Source organism: Corynebacterium pseudotuberculosis (genome assembly GCF_002155265.1).
Lineage (GTDB): Bacteria > Actinomycetota > Actinomycetes > Mycobacteriales > Mycobacteriaceae > Corynebacterium > Corynebacterium pseudotuberculosis.
The window spans coordinates 1,997,190-2,015,977 of sequence record NZ_CP021251.1; the positions used below are offsets into that span (position 1 = coordinate 1,997,190).

Consider the following 18,788-nt stretch of genomic DNA (forward strand, 5'->3'; position numbering starts at 1 on the left):
GTTCGTAGTAAATGAGGGAAGAATCTTATAAAGCTGATATTCGTACCGAGCATTCAAAAGGCTCATGTGCGTCTAAGGAGTCAATACCCGTATTTAGGGCATTTGGCGGAACTGTCATTGGCTCAATGGCTATTGCTCGATCACGTCCGGGATATGGCATTCCCCAAACAGAATCGGGAGTAAACACTTGAAACCAGCGCACGTTATCGCTGCATTCCATGGCTACGCCACGCCCATTAACTGCAACAGTGGCTCGCACAGGCCCCTTGGACGCGTAATAGCAGTTATCTAGAAGTTGGCCTGCAATGGGCACTCCAGTACTTAATGGAAGCGATAATTCCTTAAGCTCCCCGGCAGGAAGATTGCGCTCTCCAAGTGGAAGTTCTTGATCTACGTTGAGGGTAAGTACTGCACGATCTACTTCTTCTCCTAACGGAGAAAGATACGTATGCCATCCCCACCCAAAGGGACCAGTTCCAAACGCTCTAAAATGAGCATGTAACCCATCGTCTTTTAGCACATATTGCGCTTCTAACTCCACCGGCCAAGGCCAGCCCTGGACGGTTCCAAGCGAAATTTTTAGCGTCACAGCGTTCCGCGAATGCTTCTTTACATTCCATAATCGATTATGAACAAGTCCATGTATAGCGTTGTTGCGAGCTGGTTCTGTGAGCTCTAATTGATGTTTTTGGCCCGAATAAATAAAGGTCCCGTCGGCCGTTCGGTTAGGCCACGGCGCCAAGATAACTCCAGAGGATAGTGGAGGATCATCGCTGTCAGAATAGGTCTCAGTAAGCGGCTTATTATCAAAAGATAAAGATTTAATTCCGCCACCAAAGGTAGTGATCTCCGCTGTATAGCGATCATGCGAAATAACAAGGATCTCACAGCACCTAGAATTGTCTCTCAGCACGAGAGCCCCCTTCCGCTAAGCAACTGTTCTACCTTCAGAGTTACCGCGGGGGCAATCACCCGTCAATCACTTTTTTAGTTTTTCCCCCGAATAGGTTTTCCCAGCATATCCCCTGTTTGGGGTAGCTCTTTTAATTTTAGGACTCACCAAACTTCCCCTTAAACCTCCCTTTCGGTTATCGCGATTCCCAGTATGCAAAGAACCACAAAGACGCTGCCCCTTCCTGCAAGGAAAATAGAAGCGAATACCCCTATCCGAGATTAGAACAGGTGTGCTATTTTATGGGTTATGATGTTCCCACAGTTTAATAATGTTGCCTATATGAAGCTCCCCCTCTTTCACATGATTCCAGCTGCCCACCATTCCGCCGAGCAGCGAGCAGCCTATATAAGACGTGCCCACCCCGAGTCCTTAGCCGCTTTCCACAGTACCGTGAGTCACCCACGGTCTTTAGCGCGATCGCTACCTACCTGGAGACCGCCTTCCATCAAGGTAGTCAGCACATTAGGATCAGGTGAACTTAACTTAACAATCACACGGCACCGTGTCGGACCACGAGCCCGTTCCCTGCTGCAAGCCTACGGTATATCAAGGTCCCCGGCGTACCTAGTTCAAGTACGCATCACTAATCCTCAAGGCCTCAGCATCCCACCGGAGGTTGCCGAAGGATGGATTCGAGCCATTATCCCACCCGACCGCATCGCTTGCGTTCATGAACTCATAGAAAAGACAGCTCCGACCTTCTTATGGATCGTCGATAGCGATTTTCAACCGCTGCCATCCCCGGCTTCCATATTCCAAGGCGCGTCAAAAGCAGCATAAATAATAATTTATACACCGCTATTTACTCAGATAAAACGCACCTCTCCTAATTACTCTTCGTCGAGTTCGCCGGGGTCGTCGAGATCAAATTCTTCGTCGTCTTCCGTAAAAATGTCGTACACGTCCACTCTGTCTGTGTCTTCATCGTCGAGCGGTACCAGCTGTTCTTCCCAATCATCAGCCTGGTCAGCCGCAAGACTAAGAACGTCGAAAAGCTTGTCAAAATCAGTGAAGGTGCCCAACTCCAGTATTTCGCTGGCCTCTTCAGTCAACTCAGCAGCAACATCAAAAAAGAGACGCTCGTGGTCTTCTTCAGACAAAGTGTCTTCACCATTCGGGCTCCATAGTTCTTCAATGGCCTGGTCTACGAGCTCATCAAAGCTTTCCCCGAAAGCAACAAATGTCACCATGGCTGTTGGTTCCCCATCAACCACTTCAACTACCACCTGAAGCTCAGAATTTGCAGCAACCTCAGCATGCACCATATGAGGGTTTTGAGGATTTTGGAAGAAGTCAAGATCCTCAATGCGCTCATCTGTCGCATCGAGCAAATCCCGCAAAACAGTGACAATTTGGTCAGTTGCAACATGCTCAGCCACAGTTTTTACGGCATCTTTTACCGAAAAGACAACGGAGACAAGAGCTGCCTCAAAGTTCTCATCATCCTCATCAACATCCGCTGCAGCAATGTATACATTTGCTGCTGGCATCAGCGGATCAATTTCAACGAACTGAATCTCCAGATCGGAGGTAATCGGTACAAACATGACGTCGTCATGCACTCGAGACTCCAGACCCTCTTTATCTAGGGCCGCAGCAATATCCTCGAAAAAGCTCATTTATTGGTCCACCTTTCTGAACTTGTTCCAAGCCTAGCTAAAGAATTCGGATGCAGCGACCAGAGCAGCCTCTCGCTCATTTTTCCTTTGATGCGGACACGAGGTGCACATGTCCGCGATTGGGGAATGAAAGATCATGCAACAAGAGTTTCTATGGGCTACAAGATAATCTGGCTCTTCCTCTCCTAGGGGACAGAACTGACCATTCACAATTTGTTCTATTCGTACCGCGGGGACAGCAGCATCTGCGCCTTCATTGAGTCCCGCGATTAATTCTATCGCTATGTTTAGCGCGCGATGTGTTTCCAGTTCATCATTTCCCGCAGACATGGCCGGCTGCACTAAACCATCAGCAATCACTGCCCACAAAGGTGCTGGGCGCAAATCGGCTTCCTGACATAGCGTATCCACGAGCGGGCCTAATGCTTTTCCTAGCGACGCACTCGCAGAACGGTAACTCTCCGCAACTGCCAGAGGGCGCCATCCGTACCAATATCCCGATGCAAGTTCCGTGTCATCACGTCGAAAAAGGACACCACTATCCGGTTCCAGGTTCACAGCTATGTCTTCGGTCACCATCGTCATCACTGAAGGCGAAACTATGTCCCCCATCAACGTATACAGCCATAGCTGTCCACAATGTTTAGGCGCTGTGAGCTTAAAAATATCTTTAGCTGCCGTGAGAGCGTCACGTACAGCAGGTGGTGAACATAGCTCAGAAAACCTGATCCGTTGGTGGGTTGGAGTCACTGAGGGAAGGAGCCTGGGGTGTTCAGCGCAGACTCGATCCAGCGCCTTCTCCACCTTCCTACTCGCTGACGGCATCACAACGTTCCTCTTTCTAGTTCCAATGGCCCCAAACGCGCAGGTCCGGTATCTAAGCCCAGCATTTGCAGCAGATCAGGGCGACCAGTTCCCCACTCCGTCATATCGTATCCCGACCACGCTTGCCTATAACGCTGTTCAGGGTCATAGATCAGCCTATTTTCTCGATCAAAAACCATCGTTGCGCGCCCCGGTAAATAATCTCCGGCAAGACGATATTGCGGCCAGGTGGCCCCAGGGTCGCCCTCATGCATGAAGTTTCCCCACATCGTTTGCATATGTTCCCGCATCGCTTCCATCTCTGCTCGCGGAGTAAACATGGTAAGCCCTGACATTCTTGAAGCACTGGTGTCCCCAAAAATAGAGGCGAGCTCGCTCGAGTGCATGGCCCCCAATCCAAGCCAGCGCAAAAGAGCCGGAGCAAAATCAAAACGATACATCCATGTAGGAGCGACTTTTTGATGTGTTTCTGCTACACGTAGGCTAGGCGCCCAGAAGACGCCGTCGGCAAGCAAACGGGCAAAATCGCTTCGACGTGCCCCGTGATCGTATGCGGTAAGCACTGCATCGGCGCCTTGGGGATCAAAGACGCGTAGGAAGCGATCAGCCGCCCGAGCGCGTGCCGTAGAACGGAGATAAAAGCCTTTAGCAAAAGAAGTTTCGTCCACATTCGTACCAATGATCAGAGGCACTTTATGCTGACTCCCAGAGGCAAAAACATCCAAAGGATGAGCGAACAACGTGGTTCCGTCGACCGTAGGCGCATAGCAGGAGTTGAGATAAAAAAGCTCCCGTGTGCGCCACATCATAGATTGTCCGGCCCGCACAATGTCTGCGACTGGACGTTGTCGCAGACTGTCGAGTGTTTTTTCCCCTCCTAGCCGCGAAGCAAGTTCGTTTGCCCACAGGACGGACTGCGCTCGCGAATGTATGGCTGCGATAGGAGGAGATTGCGCAATGACTCGGTGAAAGAGCCCTGCTGCCGACGGCACACACATGAGGGTGAGTGCCGCTGCCCCGCCTGCTGATTCTCCCATCAAGGTGATGTTGTTGGGGTCTCCGCCAAAACGTTCAATGTTATGGCGAACCCATTTCAAGGCAAGGAGTTGATCCAGCACCGCGGGGTTGGCAACGCAATCATCTCCTAGCGACCGCATATCAAGGTATCCCAGCGCCCCTAAACGGAAGTTGATGGATACATAGACAACGTTCATGGATTGAACGAGAACATGCCCTCTTAAAAGTTGTTCATGTGAAGAGCCTACGATGAACGACCCGCCGTGCAGGTAAACAACTACGGGAAGCACCTGCGGAGAATCGGGACGAACTATATCAAGGTTCAGGCAGTCCTCATCGCCCCGGATTTTATCCGAAGGACCATACGTTGGTTGCGGAGCTACGTTGCCATAAGACACGCATTCTCGCTCCCCCACCCATGGATCCATTGGGCGAGGTGCACGGAACCTTTCGGCCTTCCCATAGGGCACGCCGCGCCACGTTAACACGTCCGTTCCTTCTTCTACACCGATGGTTGTTGTTCCCATAATCGTTCCGGAGGAAACATCGACTCGGAGACGCTGGGCGCTGGCTGCACTCATGTGTTCTACAGTAGGGGACATGGCTAATCACGTCGACCGCGATACAAAACTGTGTATTTCCCTCGCTGCGCGCCCGTCTCATCACGGCGTACGATTCCACAACTGGCTCTACGAGCGGTTGGGGTTGAACTTTGTGTATAAAGCGATAGCACCTTTAGATATCACCGCTGCTGTGGCCGGCATCCGAGGTCTTGATATTCGTGGGGCCGGTGTTTCTATGCCGTATAAACAAGACGTCATTCCGCTTATTGACTCGCTCCATCCCTCCGCCGAGCGCATCAACGCGGTTAATACCATCGTCAATAACGACGGCGTTCTTACCGGCTATAACACCGACTATGTGGCGGTCGCGTCTTTGCTCCGTTCGCATGAAGTTTCTCCCACTTTATCCGTGGCTGTCCGGGGCTCTGGCGGTATGGCTAACGCTGTTGTCGCCGCTCTTGCCGATCACGGCCTAGTGGGCACTGTGGTCGCGCGTAATGCGGTCACAGGTGAGGCTCTCGCACAGCAATATGGATGGAGCTATGCAGAAAGTGTTCCGCACAATAGCGAGATGTTGGTTAATGTGACCCCCTTGGGAATGACGGGCAGTGATCAAGATGCCCAAGCTTTTACTGATGAAGAGATTAACGCTGCCTCTCTCATCTTTGATGTTGTCGCTTACCCTATTGAGACGCCTCTTGTGCTTGCTGCCCAGCGACTAGGAAAGCGAGTAATCAACGGCGGCGAAGTCGTTGCGCTTCAGGCTGCCGAGCAGTTCGCTCTGTATACAGGAATCCAGCCAAGCTCGGCGGATGTTGCAGAAGCCGAACGGTACGCGCAGTCTCCTGCCTGATGTCTTTTTAAGCACGTCGTGTCCTTTGGCTCGCTGCTTCAGCCGCGACCAGATAACAGTTTCTGTTCCAATTGTGGCTATATCGTGACCTAGTTTTTGGAACATCTTGCTGCGCTGGTCGTTAAAAACAATGAATACTGATACGTATTTCACCCATGATATCGTAAGGATTGGAATCAATGGGAATTGTGAACAAAGCCATTACTTCTGTAACCGATAAGATGCTGTTCAGGGGTAAAGATAACGACCAGCCGATCACTGATACGTATGGCTCCGATCCCCAAGCCTTGGCCAGCGAGGCGGGTCCGGCAGGACGCATCCTTATCAAGACCCTCGATAAAGCTGTTCATTTACAATCCTCAGCTATTACGGGCTATGTGGATTGGCTGCGTTCCCGCAACCCTGAGGCGAGTCCCCAAGAAATTCAGCGCCTCATGGACAAGCACTTTATGAGACTTGCTACTGGAACAGGTGCCGGAGCAGGCACTGCATCTGCTATTCCGGGTATCGGCTTTATTACTGGAGCGGTAGCCGTCAGCGCCGAATCGCTCGTCTTCCTAGACGCAGCCGCTTTCTACACTGTTGCATCTGCTTACTTGCGCGGCGGCGAGATCCGCGATCCTGAACGTCGCAAAGCTCTTATCCTTGTAGCAATACTGGGTTCTGCTGGTTCTGCGCTTGCCGACGCCTCCATCAACGCTAATAATTCCGTCGCCGCAATCTCTCGGCTATCCGTGCGCAACCTAGGAGAAGTTAATAACCAGTTACTGCGATTGGCTCTTAAACAGGTATCCAAACGCATCAAGACAGCATGGATCGGAAAGATCATGCCTATGGGCGTGGGGGCAGTCATAGGCACCGTGGCCAATCGCAAACTTGCGTCCAAAGTGGTAAAAAACACCAATGAGTCACTGGGGCCGCTCCCCACGGCTTTTAGTTCCCCTGCTCCAAGCAAAGATTCAGTTCCAGAACCCACAGAGATTGCAGCTGCGGCGTTGAAGGACTAACGCACAAAGGACCCCGCTACGATGACGCCCAACGTTGGCCGCACTCTCCTAGCCACGTTGTGGCGTCAACCTGTTGTTGTCATTGCGGCGATCCTTTCGACTGCGTTGACTACACTTTTTGACGCCACCATCCCCCTCCTAGCCGGCTCCGCCGTCGATGCGGCTACAGGCTCCTCACGGCATTCAGTGACTGTGGTCGTATGGGCATTGGTCATCGTGGCGATAGCTCGTTATGCGTTTCAATTTGGCCGCCGTTATCTCGCAGGAGTTCTGTCCAACACTTTCCAACACGATCTCCGCATCGATGTTCTGCGATCATTGCAGCTTCTCGACGGCCCCCGGCAAGACCAACTCATCACAGGACAGATAGTTTCTCGATCCATCTCGGATCTCAACCTCGTGCAAGCCATGGTGGCCATGTTCCCTATCCTTCTTGGCCACTTTCTTAAAATAGCCATTACATTAATCATCCTGGCATGGATTAACCCGTGGTTGATGCTTATCGCTATCATCTCCATCCCGCCACTGGTTTGGTTGTCTCTCCGATCTCGCTCCACGCTTTTTGCTGCTACCTGGTCAGCGCAACAGGCTGTAGCTAACTTAGCCACTCACATAGAAGAAACAATCACGGGTATCCGCGTAGTCAAAGCCTTTGTGCAAGAAGGCCGAGAACTCACCACTCTAGATTCACTGAGTAGGAGGGTGTATGCCGAGCAAATGCGCTCCGCCCGCTTAACTGCTCGCTTTAAACCACTCGTTCAGCAACTTCCCAACATTGCATTAGTAGTGGGCATTGGTCTCGGTGGTTTCCTAGCATTACGCGGACACATCACTATCGGGTCTTTCCTTGCGTTTAGCGCTTATTTAACTTCTCTCACCGCAGTTGTGTCCATGCTTGCCGGGATAGTGATTCAAGTTCAGCTTGGGCTTAGCTCTTTTGGTCGAGTAATGGACGTTATCAACCTAAAGCCCGCGTACCCAGACCCGGACCATCCTAGCGATATCCCTGAAGGCCCCTTGGAGATAGAGTGTGATTCCGTTAGCTTCGACGGAGTACTGAAAGATTTTTCTTTATCTGTATCCCCTGGAGAGACAATATCTTTAGTCGGTCCTCCGGGATCCGGCAAGACGATGCTTGTCCAACTCCTCACAGGTTTTTATAGACCAAACTCCGGGGCTCTGCGAGTAGGAGGCGTAGATTATGCCACTATCTCTCGTTCAGACCTCCGCGCCGCCATAGGCTGTGTCTTTGATGATCCTTTCTTATATTCTGCGAGCATACGTGACAACATCGACATGGGTCGTGGATTAAGCGACGCAGACATTTTTCAAGCGATTCAGTGGGCTCAAGCGAAAGATTTTATTTCCGCGCTGCCTCAAGGTATTGATCAGGTTGTCGGCGAACGTGGTCTGACGTTATCGGGCGGACAACGGCAACGCATCGCGATAGCACGAGCTTTGGCTACCCGTCCACGCATACTCATTTTCGACGATGCCACGTCAGCCGTCGATGCGTCTACAGAACGTGCGATCTTTCGTGCCATCCATTCTGAGCTACCAGACACCACTATTCTCACAGTGGCTCATCGACATTCCACTCTGACCTTTTCTGACCGCATTGCGCTCGTGGAGGATGGACGAGTTACGCGAGTAGGAGATGGGGAGGAAATGCGTGAGGATCCGCAGTTTGCTCATTTGATGGACCTCTCCTCTCCTACGGACAAAAGCGACGGAGACGGCGGCAGTGTTCCTTTTGATTCCGGGGTTGAGCCTCCCTGGGATAGATTGTGGCCAGCTTCTACGACAGAGACGGACGCTCGTTTAACAATGAGCTCCTCGACCATTCGCGCCGCCGCTTCTTCGGCCGGAGCTAAAACAGGAGGTAGAGGGGGAAGGTCTGCTGCAGCGTCTATGCCGGCTACCCCAGAGCTGCTTGCGCGAGTTGATGCGTTACCTCGGGCGTCGGAAAGCCCCGGCCCACCTCCTACGGGAGAACTGCGACGTGTGTCCGCGCATCAGCTTTTCGGATCGGTGCGGTTGCTTATTCTTCTTGTCATCGGTCTTTATGTTGTTGGGGTTGCTGCGGGTCTTGCTATTCCAACATTGGTGCGTCGAGCCATCGACGACGGCGTAACCAAGAGCAACGCAGGCGTACTCTGGGAGATCATCGCCATCGGTCTCACGGTTGTAGTTATTGCGTGGTTAGCCGACATAGCCACCACGGTCCTTACTGCGCGCACGGGTGAACGTCTTCTGTATCACCTCAGGGTTCGTTCCTACTCCCACTTACAAAAACTGGGGATGGATTATTACGAAACCACTATGTCGGGGACCATCATGACGAGAATGACCACCGACATCGACGCGCTCAACACCTTTCTGCAGAATAGTTTGGCCCAAACTGTCGTTTCAGTAACCACACTGGTAGGAATCCTCGTGTTATTGGGGTTTACCAGCGTCCCACTCTTCCTCATCGCGTTAGTAGGAGTGCCGGTGGTCGCCGTCGCCACGTTTTTCTTTCGACGTCTTTCATCGCGGCTATACAGCACAGCCCGCGAGGAAATCAGCAGTGTTAACGCCCTGTTTCAGGAATCCATGAATGGCCTCAAGACCGCTCAAATGACGGGCATGCAGGAGTACACCATCCGGCGCTTCACTCGCCGCGCAGCAGCCTATCGACGCACCCGTATCCAGGCGCAAACGGCCGTTGCCGTATATTTCCCTGGGATCAATGCGATCAGCGAACTCTTACAAGCGACGGTTCTTGCAGTAGGCACACAGCTTGTTATTAGTGGACAGATCAAGGCCGGAGTACTTGTTGCCTTCCTGCTCTACTTGGATAGGCTTTACACGCCCATCCAGCATTTGTCTCAGGTCTTTGATTCCTATCAGCAAGCCCAAGTTGGCCTTCGCCGTATCTCCAGTCTTCTTTCTACAAAGCCAACCGTATCAGTAGGAGGAAACCAAAAGGTTGAGGCGGCCGGGCCAATCGAATTCTCTGGCGTCTCTTTCTCCTACTCACCAAATACTGAAGCCCTAAATAATTTCAGTGCTCGATTTGAGCCCGGAAGCACAGTGGCTGTGGTAGGTCCAACCGGAGCTGGGAAATCCACAGCCATCAAATTGGTGGAGCGATTTTATGATCCCACTCGAGGATCCATATCTTCCTCGGGAACTGATCTGCGGGAACTTCCCATCAACCAATGGCGGCAACACGTGGGATTTGTTCCACAAGAAGCACATCTCTTTGCCGGAACAGTTGCCGATAACATTGCATATGGGTGTCCCGAGGCTTCCAGAGAAGAGATCACCGACGCAGCACGGCGTGTTGGGGCGCTCACTGCAATTGCTGCCATCACAGGAGGTTTCAACGCCCGCGTAGGAGAACGAGGACGTGGGTTATCGTCTGGACAGCGTCAGCTCATTGCACTTGCTCGCGCAGAGATGATCACGCCTGATGTTTTGCTTCTCGACGAAGCAACCGCAACGTTAGATCCAGCGACGGAGGCGACGATCCTGAAAGCGTCGGAACGCCTTACCCGTAATCGAACTTCCGTTATCATCGCGCATCGCCTTGCTACAGCAGCGAAGGCCGACCGAATACTAGTCGTTGACAAGGGCACAATTGTGGAGGAAGGGACCCACGATCAACTCCGCACTTTTGGGGGTATTTACTCTAGAATGTGGGCGCATGGAGAAGGAGGATTGCGCAGTTAGACGCCTTTATGCGGTGAAGTTTCTAGCTGTTTCCTCCCAATAACGAAAAACTTTCCTGTGGATTTCGTCGTTGAGAGGAGAAACCGGTTAGCCTATATAAAAGCTATTACAGTGTGAATAGACGTAAGTAATCTCACAAAGAAATGAGGCGAGCACCTGCAGTGAGCAGCGCTAGTACTTTCGGCCAGAATGATTGGCTGGTAGACGAGATGTTCCAGCAGTTCCAGAAGGATCCGCAATCCGTAGATAAGGAATGGCGCGAACTTTCTGAAGAGCAGGGTGCACCCAAGAAATCGGGCACTCCCATAGAGAACACGTCCACTCAGCCCACAGCTTCGGCATACAAACCCACCGAAGTAGCAGCTAAGAGCGAAAATAAACCCGCCCAGTCGGCTGCTAAAACTCCTAAGCCCGAGAAAAAAGTGAAGAAAACTCAACCTTCCCCCCTGGAACGCGCAGGTGAGATGCCCCAAGCCGGAGAACAAACGCTCAAGGGCATTTACAAGGCCATTGCCAAGAATATGGATGAATCGCTCGCGGTTCCCACGGCAACCTCGGTTCGCGATATGCCGGTCAAGCTCATGTTTGAAAACCGAGCAATCATTAATGAGCACTTAAAGCGCACCAAGGGCGGAAAAGTCTCGTTCACACACATCATCGGTTATGCAGTGGTCAAGGCGACCATGGCTCACCCCGATATGAACAACTATTACTCAGTTGTTGATGGCAAGCCCACGATCCATACACCTGAGCACATCAACATGGGTCTAGCCATCGATGTGCAGCAGAAAAACGGCACTCGTGCGCTCGTCGTAGCGGCTATCAAGGAAGCAGAAAAACTCTCCTTCTCTGAGTTTGTAGCCAAATATGAGGACATCGTCGCACGCTCTCGCGTGGGCAAACTCACCATGGATGATTACTCCGGTGTGACAATCTCGCTGACTAACCCCGGTGGAATCGGTACCCGCCATTCTGTGCCTCGACTTACTCAAGGACAAGGCGCGATCATTGGCGTTGGGTCAATGGACTATCCAGCCGAATTCGCAGGAGCTTCCCAAGATCGACTCGCTGATCTTGGCGTGGGCAAGCTGGTGACTATTACGTCCACATACGATCACCGCATCATCCAGGGCGCTGAGTCCGGAGAATTCCTCCGCACCTTGAGTCAGCTATTCATCGACGATGCATTCTGGGACAGCATCTTTAAGTCCGTAGGAATCCCGTACTCCCCTATGCGCTGGGCGCAGGATCTTCCTAACACAGGCATAGACAAGAACACTCGCGTCATGCAGCTCATTGAGGCATATCGTTCCCGCGGTCACCTCATCGCAGACACCAACCCATTGCGTTGGCAGCAGCCGGGTATGCCGATACCAGATCACCGTGACCTAGATATCGCTACTCACGGACTCACGTTGTGGGATCTTGACCGAACCTTCAACGTTGGCGGCTTCGACGGCAAGGAATGCATGACCCTGCGTGAGGTGCTCGGTAAGCTACGCACCGCATACACGCTCAAAGTTGGTTCCGAATACACGCATATCCTCGATCGCGACGAACGGCTTTGGCTTCAAGATCGCATTGAGACCGGCATGCCTAAATTCACGCAGCCAGAGCAGAAATACATCCTGCAGCAGCTTAATGCGGCACAAGCCTTTGAGGACTTCCTACAAACCAAGTACGTCGGGCAAAAACGCTTCTCTCTTGAAGGCGCAGAAGCCCTCATCCCGCTCATGGATTCCGCCATCGACACAGCTGCCGGACAGGGCCTGGATGAAGTCGTTATCGGTATGCCACACCGCGGACGGCTCAACGTCCTAGTCAACGTAGTTGGAAAACCACTCGCGACTGTCTTTACCGAATTTGAAGGCCACATCGAGCCTAAGTCTGCCGGTGGCTCAGGTGACGTCAAATATCACCTCGGCGCAGAGGGCAATCATATTCAGATGTTCGGCGACAACGAGATCAAGGTCTCACTTGCTGCTAACCCCTCGCATCTCGAGGCCGTCGATCCAGTTCTGGAGGGAATCGCCCGCGCTAAGCAGGACATCCTAGACAAAGGCAAGGACGGGTACACCGTCATGCCAATAATGCTCCACGGTGATGCAGCTTTTGCTGGACTTGGCATTGTTCAAGAAACCCTGAACCTTGCCCAGCTGCGTGGTTACACAGTCGGCGGCACTGTTCACATCGTTGTGAACAACCAAATCGGTTTTACAACCACACCGGATTCTGCGCGTTCCAGTCACTATGCCACTGACTTGGCCAAGGCTTATGGCTGCCCGGTCTTCCACGTTAATGGCGACGACCCCGAGGCAGTCGTATGGGTAGGCAAGCTAGCCACCGAGTACCGTCGCGAATTTGGAAAAGACGTCTTCATCGATATGATCTCCTATCGTCGACGCGGGCACAATGAAGCCGACGATCCCTCGATGACGCAACCTGAGATGTACAAGCTTATCGGCGCTCGTAAGACCGTCCGTGAACAGTACAAGGAGAACCTTCTCGGCCGAGGTGAGCTCACGGCTGAAGACGCAGAAAAAGTTCAGCGTGACTTCCATGACCAGATGGAATCCATCTTCAACGACGTCAAAGAATCCGAGAAGAAGCCCTTCAAAACGCAATCAGGGATTACCTCTTCTCAGCAAGTCCCTCATGGTCTGGAAACCAACATCTCGCGTGAAGACCTTATGGAGATTGCACAGGCCTATGCCACCGCACCAGAAGGCTTTGAATTCCACCCACGCGTGGCACCAGTGGCCCAAAAGCGTCTTTCCTCGGCACAAAACGGCGGAATCGACTGGGGTTGGGCCGAGCTCATCGCTCTCGGTTCTCTCGCTGCAGCCGGAAAGTTCGTGCGGTTGACGGGTGAAGACTCTCGACGCGGAACCTTCACTCAGCGCCACGCGGTCGTCTCCGATCCGCGCAATGGCACAGAGTTCAACGGGCTGAATGAGCTCGCCGAGCGCAAGGGCAACGGCGGCAAGTTCCTCGTCTATAACTCCGCCCTTACCGAATATGCAGGTATGGGTTTTGAATATGGTTACTCCGTAGGAAACGGGGAAGCCATAGTCGCATGGGAAGCCCAATTCGGCGATTTTGCTAACGGCGCACAAACCATCATCGATGAGTACGTTTCTTCAGGTGAAGCAAAGTGGGGTCAAAAATCCTCATTGATCCTCCTACTCCCGCACGGTTACGAGGGCCAGGGGCCGGATCACTCTTCTGCTCGCATCGAGCGCTACCTACAGCTCAGCGCTGAAGGAACTATGACGGTAGCTCAGCCGACCACCCCGGCTAATTACTTCCACCTCTTGCGTCGCCACGCACTGGGCGGGCTGAAACGTCCATTGATCGTGTTTAGCCCCAAGTCCATGCTGCGTATGAAGACTGCCACCTCTGATGTTTCCGACTTCACCGAGGTAAAGAAGTTCCAGTCGGTCATCAATGACCCGCGTTTTGCTGAGGGCAATCTTGATCCTTCCAAGGTCAAGAAGATCATGTTGGTCTCGGGCAAACTCTACTATGATCTGGCCAAGCGTGCGGAAAAGGACAAGCGCGAAGACGTGGCAATCGTCCGCATCGAAATGCTGCATCCAATACCGTTCAATCGTCTCCGCGACGCATTCAACTACTATCCGAATGCCAACGAGATTCGTTTCTGCCAGGATGAACCTGCCAACCAGGGACCGTGGCCTTTCCTTCACGAACACCTGCCAGAGCTCATTCCTGATATGCCGCCGATGAAGCGCGTCTCTCGTCGTGCCCAGGCATCAACGGCAACGGGGCTGAACAAAGTCCATGCAGTGGAACAAAGCCAACTTCTCGACGAAGCATTCGCCGACTAGCCGCAAAGCATAAATAAAGGTGTGAAGTACACATTCGTACTTCACACCTTTATTTATATGATCTTGACTTAAAGCTTGGAGTCTTTGAGGAATTTTTCCACCGGCGCTGAGGCACTCATGCCTTGCTCCGCTTCCTCTACAAGCTTTTGTAGTTTCTTCGTGGATAGTGAACCCGAAACTAAATTCAGAATATTGCGGTTATCCCTTGTAAAAACTGGTTCGCGATACACCGGAACAAGATTCTGAGGTAGTTCCGGGGTTTCGTTCTCACAACCAATCGTATTGCTAGGATCGGTAGCATTCACGTTGTTTCCTAGCGACGCCATCATTTCCGAGTACACGCTCTCCCGCCACTGATCCGTGGTGGAAGCAGCTTTGTTTTTCGCGTAGTCGTCGGAAAGCTCCCGTGCCCGATGCGGATTAGCCAGGGTAAGGATCTTCCCTGTACAGCTAATATACAAATCAGCTTCCCCTTGAGAGATCAACCGCAGAGGATCCGTCTGCGAAGTAGTCGCTGATACTCTAATCACGGCTTCTCGCCCCGCATGTTGAAGTGCCTGGCTGTAGGCCTCTCCTAAAACTACTTGTTCCCAAGAACCTGGATCGACTGCAATCACTATCACTTTGTTCTGGTCCAGTATGGGATCTGCTTTTGGTTCAAAGCGAGCGCATCCGCTCAAGGCGATAACGCCCACAAGTAGCGATCCAATTACTGCTGCGCGACGACTCATATCTGTTCAGGGGGCCTTTCATCCACGTTACTAGGAAAGGGGGCTGTGGGAGAGTTTAGCTTGCTTAAGCCAATATCCCCGTTCCCGCCCCTCTCCTAGCCGCAAGAAGCATAGAGCACCCTGGAAGTTGTCGACTTCGTTTAAGCACGTAGACTGGTAAACTATGAGTCAAGTGACACGAGTGTACGCCGGACGTCTCGCCGGAATGGTAGTGCGTGGACCAGACACAGATGTTATCGGTCGAGTCCGTGACGTGGTTGTTAATGTTCGTCCTAGCGGCCAGATGTCACGGGTCCTGGGTCTTGTGGTGGAAATGATGAATAATCGAAGAATTTTTCTGCCCATGTTGCGCGTCGCCGCTATCGAGCCACAGGAGATCAACCTCGTTTCTGGTTCGGTTTCACTGCGCGGTTATAAACCTCGGCATGGTGAAGTCGCAGTGGTTGGTGACATCATCGGTTCCAAAGTCCATGTTGATGACCCCGAGCTTGATCAATTGCATGGCCGTCCGGTTGAAGTTGCCGACGTAGAGCTAGAACGAACCCGAACTCGTGACTGGGCCATTTCTCGTGTCGCGGTGATCGGGGAACGTCCCAAGTTTGGACGCCGCCCTGATCTTTTTACCGTCCCATGGTCGCACGTGCATGGTATTTCCGCAGCCGGCGTTGGCCTTTCCGACGCTGCAGCAGAACTCATCGCGGGCTTTGAAGATATGCGCCCCGCAGACGTTGCCACGGTACTTTATAAGCTTCCAGAGCGCCAGCGTGTCACCGTCGCCAGTGAGCTTGACGACGACCGCCTCGCCGACGTCCTCCAGGAAATGACGGAAGACCGACAAGCCGAACTACTTGAGACCCTAGATATCGAGCGTGCGGCAGATGTTCTTGAGGAGATGGACCCTGACGACGCCGCCGACCTCCTAGGCGAGCTTCCCGACGACAAGGCCGACGTCCTTCTCGAGCTCATGGATCCAGAAGAATCCGCTCCAGTTCGTCGACTCATGAGCTTTAGCCCAGACACGGTGGGCGCGCTCATGACCCCGGAGCCGCTCATTCTTGCTCCCCAAACTACGGTTGCCGAAGCTCTCGCTCTGGCGAGGAACCCAGATCTTCCAACGTCCTTGGCATCCCTGGTGTTCGTCGTACGCCCTCCTACTGCCACACCCACTGGCAAGTACCTCGGATGCGTTCACTTGCAAAAACTTTTACGAGAACCCCCCAGCGCCCTGATCTCCGGAATCTTGGACCCAGATCTCCCGCCGCTGTACGCCAGCGATTCTCAAGAAACCGCCGCACGATACTTCGCCACGTACAACTTGGTGTGTGGTCCGGTGGTTGATGATGAAAACCACCTCCTAGGCGCTGTAGCAGTTGATGACCTTCTAGACCACCTCTTACCCGACGATTGGCGAGAAACCGGTATTCGTCCCGTGACATCTACTCCTAAGGAGGGCTAACCCATGGCAGAATACAACCGCTCTGACCTTGACACGCCCTTTTTAAAGAAGCGCCGCAGATTCCTTAAGCTTGACGACGACACCGTCGGCGCCTACGCCGAAAAGGTGGCACGATTCTTTGGAACTGGCACCTACCTGATGTGGCAAACCATCTTTGTTGCCCTCTGGGTGGTTCTCAACTGCGGAGTTTTTGTCTGGCAATGGGACCCCTATCCCTTCATTCTGCTCAACCTCGCGTTTTCTACGCAGGCTGCATACGCGGCCCCGCTCATCCTCCTAGCGCAGAACCGACAAGAAGACCGGGACCGCGTGTCGCTGAACGAAGATCGCCGGAGAGCTTTTGAGACAAAGGCTGACACCGAGTTCATCACACGAGAACTTGCCGGTTTGCGTCTAGCGGTTGGCGACATGGTCTCTCGCGACTATTTAAGGCACGAGCTTGAAGATCTTCAAAACATGCTCGAACGCCTTGAAGCAAAACTTGACGACGAAGCAGCATCTAGAATCGCCCTCATTCACGAGCTCAATGACACTGGCCACGAGGAAATATCCGATCCTACTCAAGGCGATCTCTACGACGACGAGAAGAACGACTACAAATAACAACAATGACTACTCAAGATAATCTTTCTGAATCAGCCGTACGCGCAGCACTCGCGCGCGTCGAAGATCCTGAGATCGGCCGTCCTATCACTGAGATCGGAATGGTGAAGTCCATTGCGATCAACGAAAATGATGTACATGTCGAGATTTACCTGACCATCGCAGCTTGTCCGATGAAAAACACACTCACAGACAACACCCGTGCAGTTCTTGAGGAACTTCCGGGCGTAGGAGAAGTGAGTGTGAGCACCGACGTTATGTCCGATGACCAACGTCGTGAACTTCGCCAAACACTTCGCGGTAGCACCGAAGAACCAGTCATCCCCTTCGCACAACCAGACTCAACTACCAGAGTCTTCGCAGTAGCTTCAGGTAAAGGCGGCGTAGGAAAGTCGTCTATGACGGTGAACCTTGCCACAGCCTTAGCATCAAAAGGTTTAAAAGTAGGTGTCCTCGACGCAGACATCTACGGACATTCTGTCCCCGGAATGTTGGGTTCCGAGGAACGACCGCATGCAGTGGATGACATGATCATGCCGCCACAGGCACACGGAGTGAAGTTGATCTCAATTGCGCATTTCGTAGAAGGCAATGCTCCTGTGGTGTGGCGTGGACCGATGCTGCATCGTGCTATACAACAGTTCCTAGCGGATGTTTTCTGGGGCGACCTTGACATCCTCCTACTCGATCTCCCTCCAGGAACAGGCGACATCGCCATTTCTGTGGCACAACTCGTTCCTAATGCCGAGCTTCTTGTCGTCACTACGCCACAGGCAGCCGCAGCAGAGGTTGCCGAACGTGCAGGATCGATAAGCATTCAAACACATCAGCGCATTGCCGGAGTGATCGAGAACATGTCCGCCATGGTGCTTCCCGACGGTACCGTCATGGACGTGTTCGGTAGCGGCGGCGGCGAAGCGATGGCTGAGCGGTTGCAGACGCTCACTGGTACAACCGTCCCTCTCCTAGGCAGTGTGCCTCTCGACCCACGTCTACGCGAAGGCGGCGATGCCGGGGTGCCTCTTGCTCTAGGGGCCCCAGACTCCCCTGCCGGGCAAGCGATTCATGCTATTGCGGACAAGCTCGTGGTACGGAGGGAATCCCTCGCAGGAAAAACTCTTGGATTGGGAGTCACTAGGAAGGGTTAAGTAATGTCATCCCAGCTAAAGCCTTGCTTAGGCTGGGATTTTTGTATTTCTGGAGTCTGCGGGGCTTGAGGCGTTTGAGGCTTTACATCGCTAGCTTGTTGCTCACGGTATGCCTGTCCCGCAGTGCCATCTTCCATGATTTTTTTCGGGTCAAAGGTGTCCATAAATTCCTGGTCGCCGTCAAAAAGCGCTTTTGTCAACGCTGCTTTGGGGCCCATGCGCTGGATAGAAGCCAATTTATTAATCGGTTCCCGGAGCTCCTCAAAGTCAGCGCCAAAATCTCCGTTAAGTTCGGCTTTGGCATTGTGGATCGCCTTCTTTGCCGCATAAGCGGCGGCGCGAACGTCTTCGATGACTTTGGGAAGACGCTCGGGCCCAATGATGATAAGGCCCAGCACTAGGAGAGTGATGATCTCGGGCCAACCGATGGAAGAAAACACACTTAT

At 52.7% G+C, this 18,788-nt stretch carries 14 protein-coding genes; 8 read left to right on the forward strand and 6 right to left on the reverse strand.

The window, feature by feature from the left end; genetic code table 11:
* Positions 1-25 precede the first annotated feature (25 nt).
* Complete coding sequence (locus CpATCC19410_RS09175) at positions 26-913, reverse strand: aldose 1-epimerase family protein (RefSeq protein ID WP_013241662.1); 888 nt, start codon at positions 911-913, stop codon at positions 26-28.
* A 288-nt stretch (positions 914-1,201) separates the two neighbouring features.
* On the opposite strand from CpATCC19410_RS09175, the gene CpATCC19410_RS09180 reads away from it, so the two are divergent.
* Positions 1,202-1,735 carry a hypothetical protein gene (locus CpATCC19410_RS09180; RefSeq protein WP_014522383.1) on the forward strand — a complete coding sequence of 178 codons (534 nt, stop codon included), beginning with the start codon at positions 1,202-1,204 and terminating at the stop codon, positions 1,733-1,735.
* Between the two features lie 50 nt (positions 1,736-1,785).
* On the opposite strand, the gene CpATCC19410_RS09185 is transcribed toward CpATCC19410_RS09180, so the two are convergent.
* Genes CpATCC19410_RS09185 through CpATCC19410_RS09195 form a run of 3 tightly spaced genes read right to left on the reverse strand, consistent with a single transcriptional unit; the run spans position 1,786 to position 5,018 of the window.
* On the reverse strand, positions 1,786-2,574 hold the full coding sequence (locus CpATCC19410_RS09185) for a hypothetical protein (protein ID WP_013241660.1): 789 nt from the start codon (positions 2,572-2,574) through the stop codon (positions 1,786-1,788).
* 33 nt (positions 2,575-2,607) lie between these two features.
* Positions 2,608-3,399 carry a (2Fe-2S)-binding protein gene (locus CpATCC19410_RS09190; protein ID WP_014522382.1) on the reverse strand — a complete coding sequence of 264 codons (792 nt, stop codon included), beginning with the start codon at positions 3,397-3,399 and terminating at the stop codon, positions 2,608-2,610.
* Positions 3,399-5,018: a carboxylesterase/lipase family protein gene (locus tag CpATCC19410_RS09195; protein WP_013241658.1), complete on the reverse strand. Its 1,620-nt coding sequence runs from the start codon at positions 5,016-5,018 to the stop codon at positions 3,399-3,401. The genes CpATCC19410_RS09190 and CpATCC19410_RS09195 overlap by 1 nt, the downstream gene beginning before the upstream one ends.
* On the opposite strand from CpATCC19410_RS09195, the gene CpATCC19410_RS09200 reads away from it, so the two are divergent.
* The 4 genes from CpATCC19410_RS09200 (at position 5,017) to CpATCC19410_RS09215 (ending at position 14,404) form a co-directional block, all read left to right on the forward strand.
* The gene (locus tag CpATCC19410_RS09200) at positions 5,017-5,832 is read left to right on the forward strand and encodes a shikimate 5-dehydrogenase (RefSeq protein WP_013241657.1); all 816 of its coding nucleotides are present in this window, start codon (positions 5,017-5,019) and stop codon (positions 5,830-5,832) included. The genes CpATCC19410_RS09195 and CpATCC19410_RS09200 overlap by 2 nt on opposite strands.
* A gap of 179 nt (positions 5,833-6,011) precedes the next feature.
* Entirely contained in the window at positions 6,012-6,839 is an 828-nt protein-coding gene (locus CpATCC19410_RS09205) for a hypothetical protein (RefSeq protein ID WP_013241656.1), read from the forward strand.
* 21 nt (positions 6,840-6,860) lie between these two features.
* Positions 6,861-10,556, forward strand: a complete 3,696-nt coding sequence (locus tag CpATCC19410_RS09210) for an ABC transporter ATP-binding protein (RefSeq protein ID WP_013241655.1) — start codon at positions 6,861-6,863, stop codon at positions 10,554-10,556.
* Between the two features lie 161 nt (positions 10,557-10,717).
* On the forward strand, positions 10,718-14,404 hold the full coding sequence (locus tag CpATCC19410_RS09215; RefSeq protein ID WP_014522381.1) for a multifunctional oxoglutarate decarboxylase/oxoglutarate dehydrogenase thiamine pyrophosphate-binding subunit/dihydrolipoyllysine-residue succinyltransferase subunit: 3,687 nt from the start codon (positions 10,718-10,720) through the stop codon (positions 14,402-14,404).
* Between the two features lie 68 nt (positions 14,405-14,472).
* Here CpATCC19410_RS09215 and CpATCC19410_RS09220 read toward each other — a convergent pair whose 3' ends face one another.
* Entirely contained in the window at positions 14,473-15,135 is a 663-nt protein-coding gene (locus CpATCC19410_RS09220) for a hypothetical protein (RefSeq protein WP_013241653.1), read from the reverse strand.
* A gap of 163 nt (positions 15,136-15,298) precedes the next feature.
* Here CpATCC19410_RS09220 and CpATCC19410_RS09225 point away from each other — a divergent pair, with 163 nt between their 5' ends.
* The 3 genes from CpATCC19410_RS09225 to CpATCC19410_RS09235 are packed head-to-tail and all read left to right on the forward strand — an operon-like array spanning position 15,299 to position 18,342.
* Positions 15,299-16,591 carry a magnesium transporter MgtE N-terminal domain-containing protein gene (locus CpATCC19410_RS09225; protein ID WP_013241652.1) on the forward strand — a complete coding sequence of 431 codons (1,293 nt, stop codon included), beginning with the start codon at positions 15,299-15,301 and terminating at the stop codon, positions 16,589-16,591.
* A gap of 3 nt (positions 16,592-16,594) precedes the next feature.
* Positions 16,595-17,194 (forward strand): DUF1003 domain-containing protein, encoded by a 600-nt coding sequence (locus CpATCC19410_RS09230; protein WP_013241651.1) that lies wholly within the window; start codon positions 16,595-16,597, stop codon positions 17,192-17,194.
* A gap of 5 nt (positions 17,195-17,199) precedes the next feature.
* The gene (locus CpATCC19410_RS09235; RefSeq protein ID WP_014522380.1) at positions 17,200-18,342 is read left to right on the forward strand and encodes an Mrp/NBP35 family ATP-binding protein; all 1,143 of its coding nucleotides are present in this window, start codon (positions 17,200-17,202) and stop codon (positions 18,340-18,342) included.
* Here CpATCC19410_RS09235 and tatB read toward each other — a convergent pair.
* Positions 18,339-18,782, reverse strand: a complete 444-nt coding sequence (gene tatB, locus CpATCC19410_RS09240; RefSeq protein WP_013241649.1) for a Sec-independent protein translocase subunit TatB — start codon at positions 18,780-18,782, stop codon at positions 18,339-18,341. The two genes, CpATCC19410_RS09235 and tatB, sit on opposite strands and share 4 nt — an antisense overlap.
* Positions 18,783-18,788: the final 6 nt, after the last annotated feature.

Excerpts from the sequence above, each read along its gene's own strand:
- CpATCC19410_RS09235 (WP_014522380.1), top strand. The coding sequence starts at position 17,200 with ATGACTACTCAAGATAATCTTTCTGAATCAGCCGTACGCGCAGCACTC.
- CpATCC19410_RS09230 (WP_013241651.1), top strand. The coding sequence starts at position 16,595 with ATGGCAGAATACAACCGCTCTGACCTTGACACGCCCTTTTTAAAGAAG.
- CpATCC19410_RS09180 (WP_014522383.1), top strand. The coding sequence starts at position 1,202 with ATGATGTTCCCACAGTTTAATAATGTTGCCTATATGAAGCTCCCCCTC.
- CpATCC19410_RS09210 (WP_013241655.1), top strand. The coding sequence starts at position 6,861 with ATGACGCCCAACGTTGGCCGCACTCTCCTAGCCACGTTGTGGCGTCAA.
- CpATCC19410_RS09190 (WP_014522382.1), bottom strand. The coding sequence starts at position 3,399 with ATGCCGTCAGCGAGTAGGAAGGTGGAGAAGGCGCTGGATCGAGTCTGC.
- CpATCC19410_RS09185 (WP_013241660.1), bottom strand. The coding sequence starts at position 2,574 with ATGAGCTTTTTCGAGGATATTGCTGCGGCCCTAGATAAAGAGGGTCTG.
- CpATCC19410_RS09200 (WP_013241657.1), top strand. The coding sequence starts at position 5,017 with ATGGCTAATCACGTCGACCGCGATACAAAACTGTGTATTTCCCTCGCT.
- CpATCC19410_RS09225 (WP_013241652.1), top strand. The coding sequence starts at position 15,299 with ATGAGTCAAGTGACACGAGTGTACGCCGGACGTCTCGCCGGAATGGTA.
- CpATCC19410_RS09195 (WP_013241658.1), bottom strand. The coding sequence starts at position 5,018 with ATGTCCCCTACTGTAGAACACATGAGTGCAGCCAGCGCCCAGCGTCTC.
- CpATCC19410_RS09205 (WP_013241656.1), top strand. The coding sequence starts at position 6,012 with ATGGGAATTGTGAACAAAGCCATTACTTCTGTAACCGATAAGATGCTG.
- CpATCC19410_RS09220 (WP_013241653.1), bottom strand. The coding sequence starts at position 15,135 with ATGAGTCGTCGCGCAGCAGTAATTGGATCGCTACTTGTGGGCGTTATC.